This is a genomic window from Arcticibacterium sp. SM2516, from assembly GCF_057914865.1.
This window is the reverse complement of record NZ_CP195290.1, coordinates 5,046,275-5,071,998: the sequence shown is the minus strand read 5'-3', so window position 1 is coordinate 5,071,998 and position 25,724 is coordinate 5,046,275. Positions and strand designations below refer to the sequence as shown.

General features: G+C 37.9%; 19 protein-coding genes. 9 read left to right on the top strand and 10 right to left on the bottom strand.

The window, feature by feature from the left end; all coding sequences use genetic code 11:
* The first annotated feature begins 63 nt into the window (after positions 1 to 63).
* Positions 64 to 666: a hypothetical protein gene (locus ACSBFT_RS20815; RefSeq protein WP_489602284.1), complete on the top strand. Its 603-nt coding sequence runs from the start codon at positions 64 to 66 to the stop codon at positions 664 to 666.
* Here the strand turns inward: ACSBFT_RS20815 and ppk1 are convergent.
* The 3 genes from ppk1 to ACSBFT_RS20800 form a co-directional block, all read right to left on the bottom strand.
* Positions 649 to 2,901: a polyphosphate kinase 1 gene (gene ppk1 / locus ACSBFT_RS20810; protein ID WP_489602283.1), complete on the bottom strand. Its 2,253-nt coding sequence runs from the start codon at positions 2,899 to 2,901 to the stop codon at positions 649 to 651. The two genes, ACSBFT_RS20815 and ppk1, sit on opposite strands and share 18 nt — an antisense overlap.
* 32 nt (positions 2,902 to 2,933) lie before the next feature.
* A complete protein-coding gene (locus tag ACSBFT_RS20805; RefSeq protein ID WP_489602282.1) occupies positions 2,934 to 4,073 on the bottom strand; it encodes a cysteine desulfurase family protein in 1,140 nt (379 codons plus the stop codon).
* 104 nt (positions 4,074 to 4,177) lie between these two features.
* Positions 4,178 to 4,630 carry an Lrp/AsnC family transcriptional regulator gene (locus ACSBFT_RS20800; protein WP_463045477.1) on the bottom strand — a complete coding sequence of 151 codons (453 nt, stop codon included), beginning with the start codon at positions 4,628 to 4,630 and terminating at the stop codon, positions 4,178 to 4,180.
* 134 nt (positions 4,631 to 4,764) lie between these two features.
* Between ACSBFT_RS20800 and rocD the strand changes: the two genes are divergently transcribed.
* On the top strand, positions 4,765 to 6,000 hold the full coding sequence (rocD, locus tag ACSBFT_RS20795; protein WP_489602281.1) for an ornithine--oxo-acid transaminase: 1,236 nt from the start codon (positions 4,765 to 4,767) through the stop codon (positions 5,998 to 6,000).
* 86 nt (positions 6,001 to 6,086) lie between these two features.
* Positions 6,087 to 6,611 carry a hypothetical protein gene (locus tag ACSBFT_RS20790; protein WP_489602280.1) on the top strand — a complete coding sequence of 175 codons (525 nt, stop codon included), beginning with the start codon at positions 6,087 to 6,089 and terminating at the stop codon, positions 6,609 to 6,611.
* Between the two features lie 7 nt (positions 6,612 to 6,618).
* Here the strand turns inward: ACSBFT_RS20790 and ACSBFT_RS20785 are convergent, their stop codons facing one another.
* From ACSBFT_RS20785 to recQ, 4 genes are all read right to left on the bottom strand, one after another.
* A complete protein-coding gene (locus tag ACSBFT_RS20785) occupies positions 6,619 to 7,641 on the bottom strand; it encodes a serine hydrolase domain-containing protein (protein ID WP_489602279.1) in 1,023 nt (340 codons plus the stop codon).
* Between the two features lie 11 nt (positions 7,642 to 7,652).
* A complete protein-coding gene (locus ACSBFT_RS20780; protein WP_463045473.1) occupies positions 7,653 to 8,765 on the bottom strand; it encodes an acyltransferase family protein in 1,113 nt (370 codons plus the stop codon).
* Between the two features lie 171 nt (positions 8,766 to 8,936).
* Positions 8,937 to 10,130: a PHP domain-containing protein gene (locus tag ACSBFT_RS20775; RefSeq protein ID WP_489602278.1), complete on the bottom strand. Its 1,194-nt coding sequence runs from the start codon at positions 10,128 to 10,130 to the stop codon at positions 8,937 to 8,939.
* A 94-nt stretch (positions 10,131 to 10,224) separates the two neighbouring features.
* Complete coding sequence (gene recQ, locus ACSBFT_RS20770) at positions 10,225 to 12,357, bottom strand: DNA helicase RecQ (protein ID WP_489602277.1); 2,133 nt, start codon at positions 12,355 to 12,357, stop codon at positions 10,225 to 10,227.
* 183 nt (positions 12,358 to 12,540) lie between these two features.
* Here recQ and ACSBFT_RS20765 point away from each other — a divergent pair, with 183 nt between their 5' ends.
* Together ACSBFT_RS20765 and ACSBFT_RS20760 are read left to right on the top strand one after the other, a co-directional pair.
* The gene (locus ACSBFT_RS20765; protein WP_463045470.1) at positions 12,541 to 12,897 is read left to right on the top strand and encodes a hypothetical protein; all 357 of its coding nucleotides are present in this window, start codon (positions 12,541 to 12,543) and stop codon (positions 12,895 to 12,897) included.
* A gap of 121 nt (positions 12,898 to 13,018) precedes the next feature.
* A complete protein-coding gene (locus ACSBFT_RS20760; RefSeq protein ID WP_489602276.1) occupies positions 13,019 to 15,223 on the top strand; it encodes a carbohydrate binding family 9 domain-containing protein in 2,205 nt (734 codons plus the stop codon).
* A 10-nt stretch (positions 15,224 to 15,233) separates the two neighbouring features.
* On the opposite strand, the gene ACSBFT_RS20755 is transcribed toward ACSBFT_RS20760, so the two are convergent.
* Positions 15,234 to 19,847: a translocation/assembly module TamB domain-containing protein gene (locus tag ACSBFT_RS20755; RefSeq protein ID WP_489602275.1), complete on the bottom strand. Its 4,614-nt coding sequence runs from the start codon at positions 19,845 to 19,847 to the stop codon at positions 15,234 to 15,236.
* Positions 19,848 to 19,894: 47 nt separating this feature from the next.
* Here ACSBFT_RS20755 and tsaD point away from each other — a divergent pair, with 47 nt between their 5' ends.
* From tsaD to ACSBFT_RS20735, 4 genes are all read left to right on the top strand, one after another.
* On the top strand, positions 19,895 to 20,905 hold the full coding sequence (gene tsaD, locus ACSBFT_RS20750) for a tRNA (adenosine(37)-N6)-threonylcarbamoyltransferase complex transferase subunit TsaD (RefSeq protein WP_489602274.1): 1,011 nt from the start codon (positions 19,895 to 19,897) through the stop codon (positions 20,903 to 20,905).
* Positions 20,906 to 21,142: 237 nt separating this feature from the next.
* Positions 21,143 to 23,497, top strand: coding sequence for a transglycosylase domain-containing protein (locus tag ACSBFT_RS20745; protein WP_463045466.1), 2,355 nt, complete (start codon positions 21,143 to 21,145; stop codon positions 23,495 to 23,497).
* Positions 23,498 to 23,695: 198 nt separating this feature from the next.
* The gene (locus tag ACSBFT_RS20740; RefSeq protein WP_463045465.1) at positions 23,696 to 24,199 is read left to right on the top strand and encodes a GbsR/MarR family transcriptional regulator; all 504 of its coding nucleotides are present in this window, start codon (positions 23,696 to 23,698) and stop codon (positions 24,197 to 24,199) included.
* Between the two features lie 56 nt (positions 24,200 to 24,255).
* The gene (locus ACSBFT_RS20735) at positions 24,256 to 25,083 is read left to right on the top strand and encodes an endonuclease/exonuclease/phosphatase family protein (RefSeq protein WP_463045464.1); all 828 of its coding nucleotides are present in this window, start codon (positions 24,256 to 24,258) and stop codon (positions 25,081 to 25,083) included.
* Here the strand turns inward: ACSBFT_RS20735 and ACSBFT_RS20730 are convergent, their stop codons facing one another.
* Both ACSBFT_RS20730 and ACSBFT_RS20725 read right to left on the bottom strand, forming a co-directional pair.
* On the bottom strand, positions 25,084 to 25,221 hold the full coding sequence (locus ACSBFT_RS20730) for a hypothetical protein (protein WP_463045463.1): 138 nt from the start codon (positions 25,219 to 25,221) through the stop codon (positions 25,084 to 25,086).
* Positions 25,222 to 25,223: 2 nt separating this feature from the next.
* Entirely contained in the window at positions 25,224 to 25,721 is a 498-nt protein-coding gene (locus tag ACSBFT_RS20725) for a SixA phosphatase family protein (RefSeq protein ID WP_489602273.1), read from the bottom strand.
* Positions 25,722 to 25,724 lie beyond the last annotated feature (3 nt).

Below are 25,724 nucleotides of genomic sequence, written 5' to 3'. Positions count from 1 at the left end.
GGGAATTAAACCTATATAGTTTACTTTCGTTTCACTTTACGTGCTTAAAATAGCTTTCTAACCTTGAAAATTAATTCCAGGAAAATAATATTGTCAATTCTCATGACCTTGATGGTACAGGCTGCTTACTCGCAACTCATGTATCGCTCAAGGTATAAATCAGCTATTCTTTTTGAAGGGTTTGGCCTTAGCCCAATTATGTCCGTGAATTATGAAGTCGCTCCTTTAAGGTACCATAAAAGCTTTGCTACAGCCAGATTGGGCTTTGGATATTTACCAGCAGGTTTTGGCCAGGGAGCTGGATTTTCCATTCCGGCGGGGGCGTCTTATAACGTTTTGATAAATAATCTCAAGAAAGGAATTTCTTCTAGAGTAATGAATAAATGTAGAACAAAACCTCCAAAATTTGACCTAGAATATTTTGTAGAAATGGGTGGAGGCTACTCTAAAATCATTTATCCGACTTCTCAGAACCGTGACTATTTTAATGTGCTTCTGGCTCTTAGAACTCAATTGGTTATAGATACACCACCAAAACCCAAAGTTTTCTACCTAAAATTAAGCGTCAACCCGAGAATAAATAGATCAGGCTTGGTGTTTTACCAAGCTTCTTTAAACGGTGGGCAAAACTTTTTCGGAGGCTTTGCTTTAGGCGTCTCCATTTAAGACTAATTCTTCTGATTCTGCATTTGTATTAAACAAGTAGTTCAGATTAGCCTTTTCTATATCTTCGTCTTTAAGCTGATAAAACTCCTCGTGAATATTAAATGGATTTACTGAAAAATCTGTCTTTACATACTCCCCTGTCTCTAATAGGTTATAAGAATTCACCGTATCCATTAAATTATTCTTAAGCATTAGAATAAGCTTCTTTTTTATGCCTTCATCCACTATTTGGAACATGGATTCTATTCTTCTATCAAAGCTTCTAACCATGGCGTCTGCACTACTTCCAAACACTTTTGGTTCACCATTATTATGGAAATAAAATATTCTAGAATGCTCCAAATAATGCCCAATAATAGATTTAACATGGATATTTTCACTTAAACCTTGTCTACCAGGTTTAAGGCAGCATATCCCTCTTACTATTAGCTCTATTTTTACACCTGCCTGCGAAGCGGCATAAAACTCCTCAATAATCTCTTTGTCCTCCAAGGAGTTCATTTTAATGCAGATTCCTGCCGACAATCCCTTCCTTGCGTTTTCTGCCTCATTCCTAATCATCGCTATAAGGTTATTTCGCATATCTCCAGGCGAGGTGATTAAATTCTTATAGCTATTTGGCAAAGAATGCCCTGTTATAACATTGAAAAACTCAGCAATATCATGTGTATACTCTGGCTTTGAAGTCATAATACCAATATCCGTGTATAGCTTGGCCGTATCTTCATTATAATTACCGGAAGCCATATGAGCATATTGGACCACTTTGTCACCCTCTTTCCTCACAATAAGCATAAGTTTAGTATGGGTTTTCAAACCGCCAATTCCATAAATGACAAAACAGCCAGCCTTTTGAAGTTTAGCCGCCTCTTTAATGTTATTTTCTTCGTCAAATCGGGCTTTAATTTCAAACAAAACTGATACGTGCTTTCCATTTTCAGCCGCTTTTAATAAAGCTGCGGTAATTCTAGAATTTTTAGCCAGTCTATAAATGGTCAGTTTTATAGCCAAAACCTTCGGGTCTTTGGCTGCCTTTTCTACCAATTGTAGTACGGGCTCAAAGTTATTATAAGGGTGATGTAATAGAACATCCTGATCTTTAAGTGTATCAAAAATGCTGTGCATTTTATCTCTTCCAAAATTAAAGGCAGGAACTGCCGCCTTAGTTTCAGGAAGGTCATCTTTAAACTCCGGATGGCCTATCAATTCCCACAAACGGGTATAATCCATAAGCTCATTATTCTGAAAGATGTTAGTCTCATCTATCTCCCATTTCTTCATCAGAACATCCATCATCCATTTAGATGGCTCATTTTCTATGCATATACTTACTAATCTACCTACTTTTCTTTCTTTGATTTTCTGTTTTATCTCGTCTACAAAATCAGCTTCAATATCGTCACTCTCTTCTAAAGTGAAGTCTCCGTTTCTTAAAATTCTAAATAAATCCACCGACTCTATATTGACATTCCTATATAGCTTCTGGATTTGACTCATGATAATCCGTTCTAGCGGTAAAAAATGAACAATATCATTTTCTATAAAAGTGTAAAACTTAGGAAGGTTTCTTGGAATCTGAACAAAAGACAGCTTCCGTGGCTCATCATCGCTGTTCCTATAAAACTTTTTCTTGGTATTGGTTACAACGCCAAGGATGAGGTTTTTTGCCAAAAGCACAGGAAATGCATGTGTTTGATCAAAAACCATTGGCGTGAGCATGGGAAAGATGTTCTGGTCAAAAAAATCAACCGCTTCCTTTTGCTGCGTCGGACTTAAATCTTCAAAGCCAATCAGCTTAAAACCATTCTCCAAAAAATGAGGAGCCAAATCCTCCTTAAATATCCGATTTCTTTCCTGGTAGAAATCATTGGTTAAACCCAAAAGATGATCTTTAAATGGTCTTTCTCTTAAGCCTGAATAGTCAATTCTTGGTTTACCGTAGTCCAGATAATTATATAAACTACCCACCCTTACCGTGAAAAATTCATCTAGATTAGACTCGGTAATGGCTAAAAACTTCAGTTTCTCAAAAATGGACAACTCTTTCTTTCTAGCCTGATCAAGTACTCTATTATTGAAAGTCATCCAGCTTAAATCTCTACTCAAAAGCGGTGAATTACTAATACTCTCAGCACGCTTATCTAGCTTACTGCTAAATACTGGCTTCAGCGTTTCCTCCTCCCTGTTTGTCAATGGCTTAAAAACTGTCTTTAAATAATTTACAAAATCTTTCATAGCATACTTTTAGTGCCTGAGCAAATACAGAATTATTTCTTTAAAATCTTTTTTAATACTGTTATGGTTTTGTCAATCTCCTCAAGCGTATTGTGCTTACTCATAGAGAAACGCACATTAGCCCTGTCTTCTTGTATTTTCAGTGCCTCTAAAACATGTGACCCAATATCTGTTCCGCTACTACATGCCGAACCTCCCGAAACACAAACACCTTCAATATCCAAGCTAAAAAGCAGCATATCGTTATCTTTATGAGCTGGAAAACTTACGTTTAAAATATGATACATACTTTCTCCTAAGACTCCAGAGGTTCCATTAAACAAAATTCCTGGAAACTCATTAAGCAAACACTCTTTAAGATGCCTTTTCAAAGAACCTATATATTCCTTCCTGCTTTCCATACTAACAACCGCTATTTCCAGGGCCCTCGCCAGACCCACTACGCCTGCCACATTTTCCGTACCTCCACGCATATTCCTCTCCTGAGCTCCACCAATAACGTAAGGGTTAATCTTATTGTTGGCATTGATATATAAAAAACCTACCCCCTTTGGACCGTGAAATTTATGACCAGAACCCGAAACAAAATCAATGTCAATTTCCTGTAGGTTAACTGGCAACTTACCAATTGTCTGTACCATATCTGAATGGAACAAGGCCTTATGTGTCCTACATAGCGAAGAAACTCTTTTTAAATCTAAAACATTAGCTACCTCATTATTGCCATGCATTAAACTAACAAGGGCATTGGGAGACTCCTTAAGCAAACGTTCTAAATCTGCATAATCTACCAAGCCGTTTTGATCCAAACAAACCAACTTAAAGTCGACAAGTTCTTTACTTTTCAAATACTCCAAAGGGTGCAAAATGGCATGATGCTCAATAGAAGAAGAAATAATAGTCTTAACATTCAGCGATTCCACCGCTCCCCTGATAACTGTATTATTTGCCTCAGTACCACCAGAAGTAAAAAACAACTCTGAAGGAGAAGTATGTAACAACTCCGCCACTTTCTTTCTTGCATTTTCTATGGCAGACTTCGCTTTTCTGCCCATACCATGGATGGAAGAGCCATTGCCAAAAACATCTGTAAAATAGGGCATCATCGCTTCCAACACTTGCGGATCTAAAGAAGTAGTGGCGGCGTTATCTAAATATATTGTTTCTCTCATAAATTCTAAATTCTGCCTGCAATTTACGAAAATCGCTATCCAGAATGCATCTTCCGTTATAAGAAATGAATATCAAAAACAACAATTTTAATTAGGAAAGAAGTTTAATCCAAAATAGGAACTCCTCTTTTAAAAGCTGTACCAAAGTCAATCAAAGATTCGGTTTTTAGAACTCCAGGAATATGGTCAATTTCTCCATAAAGCACTTTTCTCATATGTTCGCTATTTCTAGCAACTAGTCTTATATAAAGCGTATACTGACCTGTTATATAGTAACACTCCGTAACCTCAGGAATAGCCTCTAGTGCTTTAATAATATCCTCAGAATCCGAGTCTTCTTTAAGAACAATCCCTGTAAAGGCACTCCATTCGTATCCCATTTTTCTATCATCCAGTACAATACCGATGCCTTTTAAGCAGCCATTTTTTTTCATTTTGGTTATTCTCTGATGCACCATGGTATTTGAAATACCAAGTGATTTCGCAATCTCGGCATACGGCTTACGGCCATCAATGCTGAGCTGTTTAAGAATGGACCTATCTGTACTATCCAACATAATTTCTAATTAACAATTTCAGACAAAAATAAGTCATATTTCACTTATTTGAACCATATATAATTGATTAGACTCATTTTGTATTAAATAAGCGTCAATACAGTACCTTTGCGATTATTAAAAAAACAGTCAATATGCAAAAGAGAAGCTCAGAAAATCTAATAGCCCTAGAAGACAAATACGGTGCTCACAACTATAACCCCTTACCAGTGGTTTTAGATAGAGGCGAAGGCGTTTTTGTATGGGATGTAGAGGGCAAAAGGTATTATGACTTTCTTTCTGCGTATTCTGCCGTGAATCAAGGACACTGCCACCCCGACATTATTAAAGCCTTAACAAGCCAAGCTCAGAAACTGACATTAACCTCCAGAGCATTTTATTCTTCTAAACTTGGGGAATTTGAAGAGTATATGAGTAAGCTTTTTGGATATCAAAAAGTTCTAATGATGAACTCTGGAGCCGAAGCCGTGGAAACAGCACTGAAATTATGCCGGAAATGGGCTTATGAAGTCAAAGGAATTCCCGAAGGCAAGGCTAAAATATTATTTGCTAGCGAAAACTTTCATGGAAGAACACTAGGTATTATCTCCGCGTCCACTGACCCTGTCAGTAAAAAGGGTTACGGACCTTATTTGCCAGGATTTGAAGTTATTCCTTATAATGATTCAAAATCGCTTGAAACTGCCATTTTAGAAGACCCTTTTGTAGCAGGATTTATAGTGGAGCCCATCCAAGGCGAGGCTGGCGTAATGGTGCCAGACGAGAACTATTTAAAAGAAGTAGCCCAAATATGTAAACGGACCAATGTACTCTTTATAGCAGATGAAATCCAAACAGGCATAGCTCGAACAGGGAAAATGCTATGTACCGATCATTCCGAGGTGAGGCCAGATATTGTAATTTTGGGAAAGGCTCTTTCTGGCGGTGTTCTACCTGTTTCTGCAGTGCTCGCAGATGATCATATTATGCTTACCATAAAACCAGGCGAGCATGGCTCTACCTACGGCGGAAACCCACTGGCATGTGCCGTGGCTATGGAGTCTTTAGAAGTGGTACTTAGAGAAAACTTAGCTGAAAAATCAGAAAAGCTAGGTCAACTATTCAGAAGCGAAATGAGTAAGCTAATAGATCAATCCGATTTAGTAAAACTGGTAAGAGGAAAGGGTCTTTTAAATGCCATAGAAATAAACACCGACGAAAACGCTCCGATAGCTTGGGATATTTGCATAAAACTGCGAGATAACGGCTTGCTTGCCAAACCCACCCATGGAAACAAAATCAGATTTGCTCCACCTTTGGTAATTACTGAAGAACAAATATTGGAAACTACAGCCATAATCAGTGAAACCATCTTAGCATTTGAAAAATAGCTTTTTGAGGTTCACTTTAAATTGAGTGTTAATATTTCTTTAGATTATTTTTTGCTGTAAATTACATACACTAACCTTAATATCTAATGAAAAAAATCACTATAGCTGCCTTATTAGGTGGCGTAATTCTACTGATATGGCAGACCTTATCATGGACCGCCTTTGACCTCCACCATGAAATGCAAACCTATTCTCCAAACCAAGATGCTATTTTAGAATACCTCGGAGAGAACTTGGAAGAGGGTTTTTATTACATGCCAAATGTTCCTCCAGGGAAATCTGCCAATCCAATAGAAGAATATATCGATAAGCCTTGGGCTCAAATTTATTATCACAACGCCTACTCTGCCAATATGGGTATGAACATGGCCCGAGGGCTTTTGGTAAATATCCTTGCGGTAGGTCTTTTAGCTTGGCTTTTGTTAAAAATGGGTAACCCCAGCTACATAACCATTGTTCTGTCTACGGTGGCTGTAGGTGTTATAGGTTATTTAACCACTACCTATACCTATTCCATATGGTTTGAAACTAAAACTATTGGAGACCTTATTGATGCTCTGGTGTCATGGGCTTTGGTAGGTCAATGGCTCGGCTGGTGGCTCAGGAAATAAGGTCGTCTTACTGATTAACTCCCTTTGCCAGATCCATAATTGCGGTATGCACCTTGAAGGTTTTCTTAAAATCTTCAAGGTTGTAGGCTACGTTTTCCAAGACGACTATAGTTCTGTCTGATTTGGGGTAATAATAACTGGCAGACACAAAAGCGGGGGCATAGCCCAAAGCTCCTATCTCCAAATTTTCTTCTCCGAGCTTGAACAGTAAACCGTAACCATATTCTACCTTTTCAAAAATAGGATGCTCTCTGGTGGCATATCTAGTTTTCATCAGTGCCAACGTTTCCTTCTTAACTAAACGACCAGAATGCAAAAGCATATTCCATTTTTGTAAATCAAAAACATTGGATATAAATGCTCCCGCAGGAACATAATTCTCCAAACTATTGACCTCATAAGTCAGTTTTCCATTAGCCTCCTCTATATAACCTTTCACCAGATTACTATACGTGGTATCCTCTGGATGAAAAGTATGGGTCAAACCTATTTCTTTAAAATAAGCCGTTGAAATATCTTTGAAAGATTTCCCTTCTATTTTTTCCAAAACATCAGCCAGCAACTGATAACCCAACTGTGAATATTTAAATGCTGTACCCACAGGATAGGCTAAAGGCTCATCTATAGCCGAAATGCCATGCGTATGGGTTAATAAATGATGAATGGTGACCTCTTTTGACCATTCTTGGTTTACCTCTGGCAAATATTTAGAAACCGGATCTTCTAATTTTAAGTCTCCATTTTCATAGGCTTTTAAAACCAGAACCGCTGCTATTTGCTTGCTGATAGAACCTATCACGAACAAATCTGAAACCTCTAGCTTTCTTTTGGTTTCAAGGTCTGCATACCCTTTAGCTTTAATATAAATGATGCTGTCCCTCTCGGAGACCAAAACTACGCCATTGAATTTCTCCGAATTGAGAAGAGCATCTATTTTGATAGAAAGAGGATGATGTGAAACCTCTGTTGATGATTCTGTATTACACCCAACAAAAATCATCCCCACTAATATAGTGATTACCCTAACCATAGAAAATTAAATTACACCCTTAAAAAGAGTTTTTGCCTGTAAAGAATATATAAAAAGACCCATTTTACTGCTAGCAAACAAATGACGGCCACAACTGCATCATAAGGCTGACCAACTAACTGCAACAACCACTCAAAGAACGCTTTTGTGGTGTATGACCAATCTAAAAAAGCTGAAGACAGGTAAATAAGAATGGAGTTCATTCCTATTACTTTAAAAAAGAAAGCCCACTTATGATAACCTAAAATATCTATCACATAATAAAAAGCAGCCATGAGGATCATACTTATACCGCCACACCAAAGCACGAAGGAACTGGACCAAATATTTTTATTTATTGGAAAAACTAAATTCCAAATTTGGGCAAGCACCAAAAGTGCAAAACCAATGATAAGTAAACGTAGTACCGTTGCCCTTTTCTGCTCTGGCAGGGTTCTTTTAAGAATATTTCCGGTATAAATGCCCAACAACGCTGTCCCAATAGCTGGCATAGTAGAAACCAAACCTTCTGGGTCGTGAACTCCTAAATAAAGTCTCCCAGGCATTAAAATGGTATCCAAATAAGAAGCAAAATTCCCTTCCATGGTCAAATCGCCCATAGGATACCCAGGAGCTGAATTAAACATTAACAAAAACCAATAACCAAAAAGCAAGCACACAAACCATATCATTTGTCCTCTTTCCTTTACGTATATGTAGATGATATTGGCAAACATATAAGCCAGACCTATTCTACCCAAAACACTACCAAACCTAATTTCGGAGAGTGGCTTTAACTCTAAGCCATTATTATAAACTATTCCAAGAAGCACTAAGACTATGCCCCTCCTTATCACCGTAAACAACAAACTTTTTTTACTGACACCTTTATCTAACTGTTTTCCTACGGAATAAGGCGTAGCCACGCCAGCCAAGAAAAGAAAAAGTGGGAAAATCAAATCGTAGGCTGCAAAACCATGCCAAACGGGATGATGAAACTGATGACTCAAAGCCTCCCACGATGACGAATGCGTTATATCCGCCATTCTATGGAAAATCCTATCTGCTCCCATGATCCAGAACATGTCAAAACCTCTGAGGGCATCGAGCGAATAGAGACGCTCGCTATTTATAATTTGCTTCATTCTTAAATGGCAATACCTTTCTTAATAGTGGTTAAATTTGATTTTTTGCATTAAATCGCCACTAATCTAATCTTTTTTATATTCAAATTTTATAAGATCCAAATCTTTATAAAAAGGATTAAGCCAAGCCACCAAAACGATTTCCCTAAACCATTTTTTATCTGCTTAAAATCAGGGAGTTCTTTGTACTGGCTGGGTCCATGCCATTTCATAAATTAAGTTTTCTATTGGATTCTTTTGACGTTTTGATGAGGTCACTTTACATCTCACAAAGAGCATATTTTCAGAAACTTCAATGGAAGCCTTAGGCCCATTCTGAGATTTTAAAACCTCTGAATTCTCCTTCCCCTTTCTAACGCCAATAAAATCAATTTTATAAGACACACCTCCTTCTTCTAAAACCTCTACCTCCAGAAGGTTCTTAGAAAACTTCATTTCTTTCAAACTTACTCCCGTAGAAGAATAAAAGTCACCCGCCTCCATCGCATGAATCAACGATCCGGCATGCAAAGAATCTGCTCGAACCATAACCCAGCCCCTACCCGCATTACTCCAAGTCTTCCCTTTTACATGATAATGATGTGTATCGTCTGTAGCCAAGCCATGCATAATGGGCTTTCTATTATTTATATATGATACATTGATTTTATCCCACATCTCTTCTGTAGAGATACGTAGAGAGTCGCCAGAATTGTGAACTGTTGGATGTCCATTATACACTTCAAAAAACCTTTCGCCCTTTAGGGCAATCATATCATTTAGATTAATCGCAAACCCAAAATTTGGGTGATTTACATGAGGCATAATTGGCACCCCTAGTTCCTTTCGCTGCTGGAGCACCGCATTAATATTATTCTGAAGCACCTCCACCACACTTTTTCCTCCCTGAGGCTCTATCTTTTTCTGAATATTAGTAGCGTTCATGTGTAAGGGTTTGCCCTCAAAACCATCTGATATTTCTTCGGAAGGGATAATTAAGAACTTCTCTTTCTCTTCAAAGAGCTCCTTATACTCCGTCAGCATTTTTAATTTCACAACGGTTCTTCCAGAATCATTTTTATAATTGACCCATTCCACACCATATTTCTCCAAGTATTTTTCAAATCCAGCCTGAAAAACCGAATCTTGAGGAATGGTTTTCCACTTCTCTCCCTCTACCAATGTATTGTGATCAGAAAGAGCCACGAAATGATAACCTTCATTTTTGTACCAATCCATCACCATTTCGGGAAATTCGTCACCGTCTGACCAGTAAGAGTGTGTATGAAGATTTCCTTTATACCATGTCTTTTCTTTCTCAGGGACAGTACAAGCAAAACAGGAAACAATAAAGGATATTAAAACAAAATGGGCTAAACGTTTCATGATTTTCATTCTGGGTTTTTATGCTCCGAAGCTAATCAATTTAGACAGACGCTCACAGAAGTCCCTTTTAAAATATTATTATGCTTGGTAACTGTTAAGCAGATTCCTCCCAAAGGGCCATAGATATTCTTATTTTCTCATAACCAATATCTCCACCAAGATGGTCAAACAAGGGCCTTACGGGGTCACTGGTCTTCATATTTAATTCTATAGCAGCTTTGATTATGGTATCATAAGACCAATCATCTACTAATCTTTTCAAATCAATATCCTCCCCTCCTTCTTTCAACTTTACCAAATGCACCGCTATGGTTCCAGTGGCCATATTCCTCATCTTTGCTATCTCTTCTATATCATGGCCGTCTTTAAATAACTCCAAAGTCTGTGTATAAGTCATCCCCTTCTTTAGCACTACCTTATTTTCATTCACATAAGATACAATCTCTTTAAGAAATACATCTCCATACTTCTTCATTTTCTCCTGACCCACACCACTTACTGCCAACATTTGACTTTTAATAATGGGTTTATCGGTTGCCATTTCTAGTAAAGAAGTGTCATGAAAAACCACATAAGGGGGTATCCCAGCCTTATCTGCAATTTTCTTTCTCAACAACCTCAACTTTTCAAAAAGATCATTCTTTATAAACTCACGTTTAGATTTTGCCGTAGGCACTTCCTCATCCTGCAGGGCTTTCCTTTCTTCAAAAGTCACAAACTCCGATAACTCTAAAGCCCGCTGCCCTTTTAAAATCTGCCAGCTCACCTCACTTAACTTATAAGTATGACCTTCGTCGTACGCTATCTCCATGGCTCCGGAGTTCAACATTTGCATGAGATAGTCTGCCCAAATCTCCCATTTCAAATCCCTTCCTACACCAAAAGTCGTTAGTTTGTCGTAGCCTAAACCCATTAAGTTTTGATTCCTACTGCCCCTTAAAATGTCAATTAGCATTCCCATTCCTATTTTTTCCCCGGTTCTTGCTATACCAGAAAGAGCCTTTTGCGTAAGCACAGTACCATCAAACCGTTTTCTTGGATTTTTACAAACATCACAGTTGCCACAGTCTTCTGCCAAATCTTCATTAAAGTAACTCAGCAAGATCCTTCTTCTACAAATATTAGCCTCGGCATAATGACGCATACGTTCTAGCTTTGCATCCATAAGAAGCTTTTGTTCATCCGGTAACTCCGAGTCGTCAATCATTCTTTTACGCTGAATAATATCAGCATAACTATAAAACAACACACTTTTTGCGGCTTCTCCATCTCTCCCGCCTCTACCTATCTCTTGATAAAAACTCTCAACATTCCCTGGTAAATTATAATGCATCACCCACCGAACATTTGACTTGTCAATGCCCATTCCAAATGCCACAGTAGCTACCATTATCTGAATATCATCATTGATAAAATCTTCTTGTCTTTGGCTTCTAACATCCGCTGGGCAGCCTGCATGGTAGAATGCAGCTTTAAAGCCCATATTTAGCAAACTCGTGGTCACAGTTTCTGTTCCCTTTCTGCTCAGACAATAAATAATACCTGCCTGACCTTTAGACTCCGTTAAAAAATCTTCGATTTGTTTTAACTTTTTCCTTCCGGGCAAAACCTTCAGTCCAATGTTTGGCCGATCAAAACTGCTGAAAAACTCATTTTTCTGGTTAATCCCCAATTGATTACAAATATCTTTCCTGGTTACCTTATCCGCTGTAGCGGTCAATGCCACCACAGGAACTTCAGGATACGAATCTTTCAGATGTTTTAACTTTCTATATTCCGGTCTAAAATCATGTCCCCAAGAAGAAATACAATGAGACTCGTCAATGGCAAAAAGACTAATGTTTAAGCTTTCCAGGAGATGAGAACTGTCTGCAGAAAATAATTTCTCAGGGGCTATATAAAGTAATTTGAGTACCCCATTTCTTGCTTTTTTTAGGACAATTTCTTGCTCCGTATAATCCAAAGTGGAATTTAAATACCCCGCCTCTACACCATTGGCTTTTAAAGCCTCTACCTGGTCTTTCATTAAAGCAATGAGCGGAGATATAACAATGGTAATTCCGGAATTAATTATGGCTGGAATCTGAAAGCATATGGATTTCCCACCACCGGTGGGCATCAAAACCAATGCGTCTTTTTTGTCCAAAACATGTTGAATAATTTCAGCTTGTAGTGGTCTAAAATTATCGTAGCCAAAATATTTTTTAAGTGCTTGCTGTGGGTTCATATAAAACGAGAAAAAGTATTCATATTTCTATAAAAGGTAGAAAATCTAGGCGAAATTACTCAGAATTAAAGCGATTGCCATTTTAAAATTGCGTTGAGTCATTAGAATAGTTACATTTGTAGCTTGGACTAACACTACGGGAGCGAGAAAACCTTTCCGAATAATACAGAATAATTTACCAAAATGGATAAGAGCAAACATATAGAAAAGACTATTGCTTGGGCAAAGAAAAATGGATTTGACAAAATCAAGGCTAACATGGATGGCTTTGAAATTCCTTTTTCTTACGAGAGAGCCGCTGATCAATTAAAATTCGTTCCGGACGTAACAGGTGTTAGTTACTCTAAAAGATGTTTTTTCGAAGTTACTCTAAAAGCTTTGGATGGTCAAGAGTCTATCTCTAAATTGACGCTATTCAATGAGTTGGCTAAAATGAAAAATAGCAGACTTTATTTAATGGCTCCTACGGGAAACTTGAAATATGCCAAAGAATTAGTAGAGTCGGCACATTTGACTCAAGCAGAGGTAGTTAGAATCTGATAGACCGCCTATCTGAGAATAGACAAATAAAACACATCCGTAGATATACGTAGTATTTAAAAGCATCTTAGACGAGTACAATAGCCTACTTTTGCACTCTCAAATCTAAGATGCTTTTTTTATGCCATTACCTTACCTGAAAATTTCAGTACTCTTCTTCTTGACTACAGCTCTCTGTTATTCGCAGAAACCGAATGCTCAGTTTCAATACGCGATTAAAAAGGCAACCTCTGAAATTAGGGTGGACGGCCTGGCTGATGAACAAGCTTGGAAAGATGCCAAAGTCGCTGGCGATTTTTATCAAGTGCTACCCATGGATACCAGTATGGCAGCCGTTAGAACAGATGTCAAGTTGACTTTCGATGATAAAAACATTTACATTCTTTTTATAAACCACGACACCCTAGATGGCTCTTACATGGTGGAGTCTATGAAAAGAGATTTTGCTTTTTCAAAAAACGATAACAACCTTCTATTTTTAGATACCTTCAATGACCTTACCACCGGCTACTCTTTTGGCTCAAATGCTAAAGGAGGTCAATGGGATGGGCTAATGTCTAACGGGAGCCAAATTGACGTCAGCTGGGACAACAAATGGCAGTCTGAAGCAAAATATTATGGCGACTATTGGATTTGGGAAGCCGCCATTCCTTTTAAAACCATTCGCTATAAAAAGAACGTTACTTCTTGGGGTATAAACTTTTCACGAAACGACTTAAAATCGACTGAAAAATCTTCATGGACGCCCATTCCGAGACAATTCCCTACGGCGTCTCTGGCTTATACTGGTGATTTAATATGGGAAAACCCGCCACCTTCACCAGGTCTTAACATCTCTCTCATTCCTTATATTAACGTCGGAGGAAGCGTTAATAAAGAAGCAAACACTTCAGCACAACTCAAAAAAAACGTTGGCTTTGATGCCAAAATTGGACTTACCTCCTCTTTAAACTTAGACTTAACAGTAAATCCAGACTTTTCTCAAGTAGATGTCGACAATCAAGTTACTAACCTTGACAGGTTTGAGCTACTTTTCCCAGAAAGGCGTCAATTCTTTCTAGAAAATGGAGACATCTTTAATAACTTCGGTTTTGAAAGCTTAAGACCTTTCTTCTCTCGGAGGATAGGCTTAAATGCTCCCATTTTTTTTGGCGGAAAATTAAGCGGGAAAATAAATAAAAAATGGCGTATAGGTGCCATGGGGATGCAAACCGGCAGAGACAACTCAGACGATGGTCCAGGTTCCTTTTTTAATGTAGTTTCGGTACAAAGACAGGTGCTAAAACGCTCGTACATTTCTGCTATTTTTGTAAATAGAGACCTCGTTGGTCATAATACGATAAACGCTGAATCTCCAATATCCGCTTTTAACAGAACGGCTGGCTTAGAATTCAACCTAGCCTCTCAGAATAACAAATGGAGTGGTAAAACCTTTTTTATTAAGACCTTTTCACCGAACAAATTAGAAGACAATGGTATCCTAGCAGGTAAGCTCACAAGAACTACCAAAAACTGGCAAATCGAAGTAGCCATGGAAAGCGTAGGAAAAGGAGTTGAAGCCAATGAAGTAGGATATGTAAAAAGAATAGATTATCTAAGAGCCAACCCACATGTGGCTTATTTGTTTTTCCCAAAAAAGGGGCCAATCCTTAGTCATGGACCAGATCTCATTTTGAGTCAATATTTCTCTAGAGAAACCCAGCAAACATTTGAATACCTCCACATGCTTAATTATGGTATTAACTTTAAAGATCGAAGCGTTCTAAGACTTTGGGGAGCCATTGATTACGTAAAACCTCAAAGAGATTTTGACCCTACTAATTATGCCAATGAAAGAATATTGGCAGGCACAGAGCACTATTGGAAAGCTTATGGAGCAGAGTTCGACTCTAAACCTCAAAGCGTCTTCACTTATGCCTTGAGCAGCAGATTTGGTGGTTATTATGCCAACGGCAGTAGAATAAGACTAGAAGCAGAGCTTGGATATAGATTTCAACCCTTTGTGGCTATTCTTATGAGAGCAAATTATAACCAAATAACTTTCCAAGATGATTATAGACTTCCGGAGGGTTTAAAAAACACCCAACATAAACTCTGGCTTTTTGGTCCCAAAGTAGACGTTACACTTTCCAATAAGCTATTCTTCACGAACTTCTTTCAATACAATCAACAAAACAATAACGTCAACCTTAACACAAGATTACAGTGGCGTTATAGCCCAGCTTCAGACTTATTTCTGGTGTACACAGATAATTATTTGGCAGAAAACTTTAACGTAAGAAACAGATCCATTGTTATGAAGTTCACATACTGGTGGAACTTATAAGCTTAAGACATTATTTCAAATAAGAAACCTCGGGGACAAAATTTTCGTCGTCATCGTCTTCTTTTTTCCCAACGCCCAAAGGCACTTTAGTCGGTTTTTTGTTAAAAAAAGAATTAAAGTTTCTTGAGAATAGAATGCTAGCTCCAGAAACCGTGACATTGCCTGTAGTAGCGTTTAGAAATGAATAATTTGAATTTGGTACACTTCTAGAGTGAACTTTAAGCCTCCATATACCATCTTCAGAAAGTAAATACTCCAACTCCCCTCCTACAGACAGCTGACCTTGCGTAGCCGCAAAAGTGGCTGCATTTTCTAAGCCATTAGAATAAGAACTCCTTCCACTTAACTTTACTCTATTGTTTAAAAACTTATAGCTAAAGTTAAGCTGCATGTTATTGAGCAAGTTTTGTCTAAAATCGCCCAATAATACACCAACTTGTAAATTTGGATCCAGTTTATTGGCCAAGTTGCCTATCTGATTTGAAAGCATACTATTGATATTGTCTATCAAAAACTGCTGGTCAAAAGCATCTCTAATATTGTTTTCTGGGAATAACTTATTGAATGCAATAACACTACTCACATTTCTACTTAGCAGCTGTTCATTATCTCTTAATCTTTGCTCAAATGCCAGCAAATCTGTTTGGTGTCTGCTTGGAATTTGATTTTTATCAAACGTTAATTCATAGCTTATTTCTGGAGCCTGAAGTTCGTCGGAAATAGTGACCGTTACATTTACAGGATATCTGGTATTATCCGTTTCTGAGTCCGTAGTTTCAGAAGTCCAGATACCACTCAAATCTATGCTGGACTGATAAGCCGCTTTAATTCCTACGAGGGCATTATATGGGTCTCCAGACCACGTTATTCTACTCCCTTCCAATATTTCAAATTTCCTAAGCGAGGCCAAATTCTGAAAACTAAAATCGTATTTTCCTGAAACCACCTCATACGGCCCACTCATGGTAAACTTCTCGTCTCGCGAATCGTAATCAAAACTTAATCGGGCATTTCCAAAAGCATTTATCTTGTCGTTATTGGTTCTGTCCATTATGATTTCCACCTCCGCGTCTGGGTTAAGTGTAAGATTTAAAGACAGCCTCAATCCATTTATATTAGACCTTATTATTCTGGCCTTTTTCTCTCCATCTGACTCATCCGAATCACCCTCCGGTTTGGAGGCAAAAGGAATGGCTTCCACTTCAGTATTTACACTTTCCGCTGCATCCAGAGGTACCGTAACTTTACTTTTGGGTTTACTTACCAAGTTTCCGGCTATCAAAACATCTGAAAAGTCACCGGTTAAATGAATATCACCTGCAGCATATGCCGTCCCGTAGAAATAATCATTCTCATCTTGCCTTGTATTAAGCAATTTAAAACCATCGGGATCTTTAATATAGGCATGAAGACCCATCATAAAGTTACCTCCACCTCCATTAAAAATTCCGCCTTCTAGATAAGCCTCATTCCCATTATTTTTGGCGTCGTAAACTTTAAAACCACCTTTCTTCGCCACAAAACCTTCCTCCGTAAACCTTATGACATCAGAAAAGTATAAATATCCGCCTGTGGCATTTATTCTCAACTGCCCCTCTTCTATCTGCACTTCTCCTCTTACTATCGGATCCCGTGGCTCACCAGTTATGGATAATTGACCATTGACATAGCCCCCTAAATTCGAGAAAATATTGTCTACAAAAGTCCCCAAAATCACCAGATTGGCATTGTCCAAATTTGCAGTAAGCTTCATACCTTTTTTTGAATTCGGGTCATAGGTACCAATCACATCCAGTATTTTTACGCCCTTCCTTTCAATTTTTGAATCTATCTTAACCTTTCCTAAGAACCTGTCCCAGTCAATTACAGCATTCACATCTCCCACCAGAATGTCTTTGTAAACAAGCTCATTCACTACCACGTTACTTAGTAAAATAGGGTTTCTGTAAAAGTTACTTACTGAGAGATCTCCGTCTGCAATACCTTCAATCCTTAAAGCCGCCAAAGGCTCCAATGCTCTTAAATCAAACTTATTAATGGCAGCAAAAAGCTGTTTCGTAGAATCTTCAGAGATAAACCCACTTAAAGCCAAGCTTTGGTTTCTATTAGAAACTCTGAAGTCTTCAAACTGCACTTCTGAACCGAATACACTTACTAAATTCTCAGGGTCAAATTCCCATTTGAAGTCTAAAAGGTCTATATAACTATTTTTGGGGTTGATACTAATAGCAAATCCATTTTGCAAAAAAGAAAGATCTCCAAAAAGCGAGGCTCGGTTTTTACTATTTTTTTGTTTTACACCGCCATCAAAACTTATTTTTCTGGTGCCTCCCCAAGAGCCATTCAGCTGTAAATTTTCTGTTTCTACTTCGCTTGATAGCTTCTGTTCTTTAGAAGATAGAATAAGTGAAGTTAAAACATCTGGCGAAAACGCATTCTTTGAAGAATAGAAATCCAACTCATTATTATAAAAGGTATTTCCTTTATACACCAAGGTATCTATAGTGGTATACAACGACACTTGGGAAGTGGATTGAATCCTAATATCACCTGTGACCTGCATCCCCTGAGATACGGAAATCTCCGGGTTAAAGAAAGCGAAAAAGTCATCCGTGTCTTTTACCTTGACTTCGTAATGAGCAGCATAATTATTCTTTAATGAATCTCGTTTCTTTTGGTCATAGTAATCTATCCTGTCCTTTTCTGTACCCGAAAAGAACAAACCATACTCATCTTTCAACTGTATAAGGTCTTCTATTAGTTCGCTAGGAACAAACTCCCCAGTAATATCCCCATCGAAATACTCCGTTCTTATTCCCATACTTCGGAGATTTTGCCTCTTTTTACTCACAAAACTCAGCTTATCTATAACCAAATTTCTGTTTTCTCTATTGACAAAAGTGTCTCTGAAATCGGCCTGGCCAATCCAATTGTCTAGTTTATTACCATCAAAATCAAAGTTGAAATTGGTAACCAACTGAATCGGTTCATCTGTAAAGCCCAAAGGCATCAAATTACCCTTGGTCACACTACCGTTTATTCTAAACTGATTTTGTTCTGGATTAAAATCAACTTTACCATTCACGGTCGCATTCAAGTTTGGATCATTGACCACTACTTTTCCATCAAATACCGATTGCCTATAAAGGCCTACGACGGTCAAGTTTTTAAAATTATAATTATTAAACCATACTTGCAGTACCTTACCATCTAGATCAAAAGAGGCATCCTTTAATGAAGAACCAGCTCCCATGAGCTTACCGTTAAAAGAGATATCTTTTACCTTATCACTTCCTGTGAGCTTGGTCAGAGAAATTTGACTATGCTTAATATCTGCGTTGTAAATGGGTAGCTTGGTTCCTTTTTCCTCTTTATAAAGCAACTTCCCTTTCACAGAACCAATGTTGGAAGATACAATATTAGCATCTGTGAAAAAATCATCAAATGTTCCTTTGAAAAGCCCTTCAAAGTTCACTTTTTGAAACTGCTTCACATAGGCTTCATAATTCTCTGCTCCTGCATATTGCTTTGCATCTGGAGCATTTACATAAGAAGGGGCCACCTCCATATGATAAAAAGTACTATTGACATTCGGCAAGCCTTTAAAGTGACCTCTCCCCGCAATAAAGCTCTCCGCTCCAAAACCCACTTTAGCATTTTGAAAATATAAATCCGAAACAAGGCCAGTGACATCCGCATCTACGCTATAACGCTCATTATATTCATACATGGCCGTCGCAAATCTCCCTAAATCCTGAGCATCAAAAACGGAATTTCTAAGGTTCGCCTTTAATCTTACATCTGTAAAAAACCTGTTTAAATCTGACGGCTTATTATAATACATTCCTAAGAAATCTTTGATGACAGAATTATTTATTCTGGCTTCCAAGTTCTTAAGCAATATTTGTTTTTTGGAGTAAAAAAAATCGGTATCAATTTTCTTTATGGTAAGGTTACTCCGTGGCTCTATACCTTTTATATTCGTTCCTTGAAAAGTTATGGTGTCTCTATGAACATAGAAATCCTTAACGTTTCCAGTTATTTTATTGATTTGAAAGTTTGAGTAGTCAAAAAGCTCTTCTGGGAAACGCTCCTTATCCTCGTCGATCAACTGGAAGGTTCCGTTCTGTATGACGGCCTCGTCTATCGTAAAAGGTTTGCTAACCCTCTTTTTCAAACTGTCTCTGGTAGCACCTAAAGAAACTGCTTTGCTAATCCAAGCATCAATATTTAAAGAGCCGTCTTTTTCTCTAATTAATTTTACATCTGGCTCTTTTAACATCACAAAGTCCAGATTATTATCAAAATTAACGATGTCTTCTCTCGTAAACTTGAAGTTAGTTTTACAATTCACGTACACCTCTCTAACGTAAATCATATCTCTGCCTTCCAAGTCTTTGATATTTACATCTTCGAGACGAATTTCATCAAACCATTTAATCTGAACATTGCCTACGGTAACCTTTGACCCTAGCTTTTCAGAAAGCCACACCGCAGCTTTCTGACTCAAATCAGTCTGAATTTCGGAATATTGTATGGCATAGAAAAACAACCCTACCACTCCTAGAAGCAGTAAAATGGAAAGCATTAGAGCCTTAAATCCTATTTTCAGACCTTTTATCAAATTCCTTTCGTTTGTTCTTGCTAATTTTGAACACTTAAAAATATCTTATGCCCGAAAACATTGCTCTTTTAGCCATCGAATCTTCCTGTGATGAAACATCGGCGTCGGTTATTATTAACGGTGTGGTTAAATCCAACATTGTTTCTACACAGATAATCCATGAAAAATATGGTGGAGTTGTTCCAGAACTTGCTTCTCGTGCTCATCAACAACACATTGTACCTGTAGTGGATGAAGCCTTAAATCAAGCAAAGGTAACAAAAAATGACATCAAAGCTGTTGGTTTTACACGTGGCCCAGGCCTTTTAGGTTCGCTTTTAGTCGGAGCCTCATTTGCAAAGGGATTTGCATTGGCAAATGACATTCCTTTAATAGAAGTCAATCACATGCAAGCTCATATTTTGGCCCATTTTATTGATGACCCAAAACCCACATTTCCGTTCATATGTTTGACCGTAAGTGGTGGTCATACACAACTTGTTTTAGTCAAAAGTCACTTGGAAATGGAAGTTATAGGTGAGACCCAAGACGACGCCGTAGGAGAAGCGTTTGATAAGGGAGCAAAAATGATGGGGCTTGACTATCCTGGTGGGCCGATGATTGATAAACATGCCGCCAAAGGAAATCCCCTTGCTTTTGAATTTCCTATTTCAGAAATGAAAGGATTAAATTTTTCATTTTCAGGAGTAAAAACAGCTTTACTCTACTTTTTGCAGAAAAAAGTAAAAGAAAACCCAGACTTTATTGATCAAAACATTGACGATATCTGTGCTAGCTATCAGCATGTTCTTATTAAAACGTTGATTCAAAAACTAAAAAAAGCAACTAGGCTTCATAAAGTAAATCAGGTGGCCATAGCTGGGGGCGTAGCCGCAAATTCAGGGCTTAGAAATTATATTCAAGAAGTGGCAAAAAAAGAGAAATGGGAAGTTTTTATTCCTCAATTTCAATACTGTACAGACAATGCCGCGATGATAAGTATTTCCACTTATTATAAATTTCTAGCGAAAGAATTCTCTGATCAATCTGTAAGTCCGCTTCCTAGATACAAACTCTGAAAACTTAATATTTATTCATCAATTTAAGAAACTGACCGCTAAATTAAATTCTACTGAGCTAAACCACTAGTTCTAATTTGTTTATAAAAATCAATTACAGTTTATCAAGCCTCTACAGCTCATTTTTTAGCACTAGAAACAGAAGTAAAAGGTTTTCGTTTGAAATTTGGAATAAAAGAATTCGTTCTTAGCCATAAACCATTAAATTTGATTTTCGATTAAACTCGTTTTCCTTATATGAAGATTCCCAAGGTCGGTTTTTTAGCCGCAGGCAAATTCAAAAAACTTATTAATCTCTTTTACCTGTCTTTCTTTGGGGCAGTAGGTTTATTTGTTTTTTACCTTCTAGCCGTTAATTTCAATCTATTCTGGCTTTTTGGAAAAATGGCAACAGTAGATGATCTAGATAACCCAAAAAGTGAAATAGCCACCGAGGTTATATCTTCTGATGGTAAAGTTTTGGGTAAATTTTTCTATGAAAATAGAAGCCCTGCAGACTTTGAAGAGCTTTCTCCACATATTATTGACGCTCTTATTTCTACAGAAGATGTGCGATTCACCAAACATGGCGGTATTGACGCCCGTGCTATGTTACGTGTAATTACTGGAGTACTCACCATGAACCACAAAGGTGGTGGAAGTACCATTACACAGCAGCTAGCTAAAAATCTCTTTAGATTAAGAATGGATGAATCTTACCAAGGTATACTTTATAACGTACCTGGCTTGCGTACCCTTATCATTAAAACAAAAGAATGGATTACCTGTGTAAAACTAGAAAGAAGATATACTAAAAAGGAAATCATGAAAATGTATCTTGACACCATCGAGTTTAGTAGTGGTGCTCATGGTATTAAGTCTGCAGCTAAAACATACTTTCAAAAACTTCCTTCTGAATTATCAGTGAATGAATCTGCCTTGCTCATAGGAATGATTCAGAATCCATCTCGATTCAACCCTAAGTTTAGGCCAGAATATGCTAAACCAAGAAGAAATACAGTTTTGGCACAGATGGTAAAATATGGCAAATTAGCCAAAGATGACTTTGACCAATTAAAAGAAGAAGAAATCGTTTTAAAATACTCTCCAGATTCTCATAATAACGGTCTGGCTCCTTATTTCCGCCAGTTCTTGAAGGATTGGGCGAAAAAAGAAATCCAGAAATACGGCTATAAACCAGAAGACCTATATACCAAAGGGTTTAAAATTTATACGACCATAGACTCCAGAATGCAGAAATATGCAGAGGAAGCCATGGAAGAGCATATGGAGAGTCAGCAGAAGCTATTTGACGACCACTGGAAAGGGAAAAATCCTTGGGTACAGCGTAGAAATGCGGAATCATCGGTAGGTTATGAGGAGATACCAGGTTTCATTGAAAGCGTGGCAAGAAGAACTCAGATATACCATGACCTTAAAAAGAAATATGGCAAAGACGAAGACAAGATCTTTGCAGATATGAATAAGAAAACGGAAATGACCCTTTTCACATGGCAAGGGGAAAAAGACACCACCATGTCTCACATGGACTCCATCCGTTATTATAAACGTTTTCTTAACATGGGACTTATGGCCATGGATCCAAGAAACGGAAATATCAAAGCTTGGGTTGGTGGTATTAATTTTAAACACTTCAAATACGATCACGTAGAGCAAAGTAAAAGACAACCTGGTTCAACCTTTAAACCCTTTGTTTATGTAACAGCCATAGATAATGGATTTTCCACTTGTGAAGAGGTGGTTGACGAACCGGTTACTTTCGGAGCAGAAGATGGCCTCGTAGGAACAACCTACACGCCTAAAAACTCTGATGGCAAATACTCTTACCGTTCTGTTACACTTAGAAGAGCTTTAGGGGAGTCTATAAACTCGGTTAGTGCAAGGTTAATTAAGCAGTTTAAACCTTCTAGTGTTATACAGATGGCACATCAGCTCGGGATAAAAAGCGAACTAGCTAACAGCCCTTCTCTATGCTTAGGCGTAAGTGAAGTAAGCTTATACGAAATGCTTAGCGGCTATGCCGTATTCGCCAATGGTGGTAAGTATACAGAGCCTTTATTTGTTACCAGAATTGAAGACAAACATGGTGAACTGATAAGAGAGTATTTACCTGACCAAAAGGAAGTCTTAAGTGCTGAATCAGCTTATAAAATGATTCACCTTATGAAAGGCTCCACCATGAGCGGAGGAACTTCTGCTGGATTAGGAAGATATGGTGTCTTAAATGATAACGAAGTGGCTGGTAAAACAGGTACCACATCAAATTACTCTGATGGTTGGTTTATGGGGCTTACATCTAATCTTATTGCTGGTGTTTGGTCTGGGGCTTCGGATAGGGCAATTCACTTTAGGTCTATCACCTATGGCCAGGGTGCTCGTATGGCACTTCCGGCTTGGGGTCTTTTTATGCAGAAAGTATATGCAGATAAAGACTTGGACTTCCAGAGGAGCAGTTTCAATATTCCACCGGGCGTAAGGATTTCTGGAGACTGTATTTTAAGTCCTGGAGAAACCTTCAGAAGATCTACGGATTCATCGGGCATTGCCACACCAGGAAGAGTAAAGGCAGATGATGATGAAGAAATGCTTTAATACCATTTACGGTACACGCTGATCCTCAGAAGTATCATCATTTTATGGGTAAATGAATTTGGTTTTAAAATAGAATTAAAAAAGCTTTAATTGGAACTCGAAATAATTTTCAGAAAATTTTGAAAATTCAATAAGGTTGACTTACTTTGAATCTCAGTATTACGTGCAACCTATAAGTTTTTCAGTTAAAGCCAATTTATGGAATTACAAGAAGCGAAGGATAAATTTATCCATACGTGGGGTACCCTAGCTACGCAATGGGGAATAAACCGAACCATGTCGCAGATTCACGCCCTTTTATTGCTTTCGCCCAAATCATTGAATGCAGACCAGATCATGGAAGAATTAAAAATCTCCAGAGGTAATGTAAATATGAACTTGCGTGATTTAATGAGTTGGGGATTGATAAACAAGCAACTTCTTCCTGGTGAAAGGAAAGAGTATTTTCTTGCGGAGAAAGATATCTGGAAAGTCGCTCGCCAAATTGCCAAAGAAAGAAAGCGAAGAGAGATAGAGCCTATCATTGAAACCATGGAAGAAATTCAGGCTCAATTAGAACCAGATACCGATGAAAAGAAAGAAGTTCTAAAAATAATTGACGATATAAACAAGGTTACTAACTTCACTAACAACACCGTACAATCCGTCCTTAAGGCTGAAGAATCCTGGTTGATAAATAATTTCTTAAAATTATTCAAGTAAAAGTTTCGTAGCCCCATTCCTTGCTGTAAATTGTCCTATCAATTTACAGTTTTTTTATGCTTCTTAGATTACTTATTATCCTATTGCCCTTACAGGGTATAGCTCAATCATCCTTAAATGTGATGACATTCAACATTAGGTATGCCACGCCGAATGATGGCGAAAACCAATGGGAAAACAGAAAAGAGCACGTAGCAGAAACCATTAGTTATTTCGAAGCCGATCTCCTTGGGCTTCAAGAAGCCACAGAACCACAGGTGTTATATTTAGCCAACAGTTTATCCAACCTTAAATGGGTAGGTGTAGGCAGAGACGATGGAAAATCTGCTGGAGAGTTTTCTCCTATATTCTATAACACAAATAAATTAGAACTTAAATCTTGGTATAATACATGGCTTTCTACCACCCCTACTGTGCCCTCTAAGGACTGGGATGCGGCACTGCCTAGAATAGCTACCGTAGCCGTTTTTAAAAGAAAAAAGGACAAAAAGGAGTTTGTGACCATTAATACCCATTATGATCATATGGGTAAAATAGCGAGGGTGGAGAGTTCAAAGCTCATCCTTGAAATAGTCAAGGGCTTTGAGAAAAAAGGATTGCCTGTTATTCTTATGGGTGACTTTAATGTAACCCCAACAGACGAGCCCATACTAACCATAACCAACGGCGGCATGTTTAACACGCATAACATCTCTAAAACGGGTCATTTTGGACCAACGGATAGCTTTACAGGCTTTGAATCATTAGAAAGAAAGAATAGTCAAATAGACCACATTTTTGTCAATAAAGGAATTCAAGTACTGAAGCATGCCACCATCTCTGAAAGTTGGAATGGCAGATATGCCTCTGACCATCACGCAATACTCGCAAAAGTCAAGTTCTAATTAAGGTTTAATCGCTCTTTCTATTTGTTTGTTCTTATTCCACGGGGCCGTGGTATGCCTTGCCATGTCTGCTAAAAGAAGCAAAATCAAAGCTAAAAAAGCCAAGAAGGCTATTTTGAAAATATTTTTCTTTTTCATCACTAAATCTCAATATTCTTAACGTCAACTCTTCTTATGAATTCGCCAGATTTGCTGGAAATCTCATTCCAGTTAAGGTTTTTAAACTCAAGTTCAACAATGGAGGCCTTTTTCATATTTCCGCCTACATCGTCTCTGGTTAAATATTCAGCAAAAAAAGTAATATCAGGATTATGACCAAAAATGGCTACTGAATTAAAGTGATTTGGAACATTATTTATGGAAGACAAATATCCTCTAGGTCCACCACCGTACAGATCGGCATCTGTGACAATCTTTTCTTCATCTAGCTTAAACTGCTCTAGAAGCACTTTAGCCGTTTGATAAGCCCTGTTTGCAGGGCTAGAAATAAAACGTTCTATTTCAACATTTTCCTTTAACAGAAGTCTTCCGAGACGAGCAGACTGCGAGATGCCCTTACCCGTCAAATTTCTTTCAAAATCCCTATGCATACCATCCTCTGCTTCTGCATGCCTCACAATATATAATCTCTTCGTCATCTA

What these genes read in the sequence shown, in the direction of transcription:
- ACSBFT_RS20760 (WP_489602276.1), top strand. Translation starts at nt 13,019, where the DNA reads ATGCCATTACCTTACCTGAAAATTTCAGTACTCTTCTTCTTGACTACA.
- ACSBFT_RS20735 (WP_463045464.1), top strand. Translation starts at nt 24,256, where the DNA reads ATGCTTCTTAGATTACTTATTATCCTATTGCCCTTACAGGGTATAGCT.
- ACSBFT_RS20800 (WP_463045477.1), bottom strand. Translation starts at nt 4,630, where the DNA reads ATGTTGGATAGTACAGATAGGTCCATTCTTAAACAGCTCAGCATTGAT.
- ppk1 (WP_489602283.1), bottom strand. Translation starts at nt 2,901, where the DNA reads ATGAAAGATTTTGTAAATTATTTAAAGACAGTTTTTAAGCCATTGACA.
- ACSBFT_RS20780 (WP_463045473.1), bottom strand. Translation starts at nt 8,765, where the DNA reads ATGAAGCAAATTATAAATAGCGAGCGTCTCTATTCGCTCGATGCCCTC.
- tsaD (WP_489602274.1), top strand. Translation starts at nt 19,895, where the DNA reads ATGCCCGAAAACATTGCTCTTTTAGCCATCGAATCTTCCTGTGATGAA.
- ACSBFT_RS20790 (WP_489602280.1), top strand. Translation starts at nt 6,087, where the DNA reads ATGAAAAAAATCACTATAGCTGCCTTATTAGGTGGCGTAATTCTACTG.
- ACSBFT_RS20775 (WP_489602278.1), bottom strand. Translation starts at nt 10,130, where the DNA reads ATGAAACGTTTAGCCCATTTTGTTTTAATATCCTTTATTGTTTCCTGT.
- ACSBFT_RS20785 (WP_489602279.1), bottom strand. Translation starts at nt 7,641, where the DNA reads ATGGTTAGGGTAATCACTATATTAGTGGGGATGATTTTTGTTGGGTGT.
- ACSBFT_RS20765 (WP_463045470.1), top strand. Translation starts at nt 12,541, where the DNA reads ATGGATAAGAGCAAACATATAGAAAAGACTATTGCTTGGGCAAAGAAA.
- ACSBFT_RS20805 (WP_489602282.1), bottom strand. Translation starts at nt 4,073, where the DNA reads ATGAGAGAAACAATATATTTAGATAACGCCGCCACTACTTCTTTAGAT.
- ACSBFT_RS20740 (WP_463045465.1), top strand. Translation starts at nt 23,696, where the DNA reads ATGGAATTACAAGAAGCGAAGGATAAATTTATCCATACGTGGGGTACC.
- rocD (WP_489602281.1), top strand. Translation starts at nt 4,765, where the DNA reads ATGCAAAAGAGAAGCTCAGAAAATCTAATAGCCCTAGAAGACAAATAC.
- ACSBFT_RS20730 (WP_463045463.1), bottom strand. Translation starts at nt 25,221, where the DNA reads ATGAAAAAGAAAAATATTTTCAAAATAGCCTTCTTGGCTTTTTTAGCT.
- ACSBFT_RS20725 (WP_489602273.1), bottom strand. Translation starts at nt 25,721, where the DNA reads ATGACGAAGAGATTATATATTGTGAGGCATGCAGAAGCAGAGGATGGT.
- ACSBFT_RS20745 (WP_463045466.1), top strand. Translation starts at nt 21,143, where the DNA reads ATGAAGATTCCCAAGGTCGGTTTTTTAGCCGCAGGCAAATTCAAAAAA.
- recQ (WP_489602277.1), bottom strand. Translation starts at nt 12,357, where the DNA reads ATGAACCCACAGCAAGCACTTAAAAAATATTTTGGCTACGATAATTTT.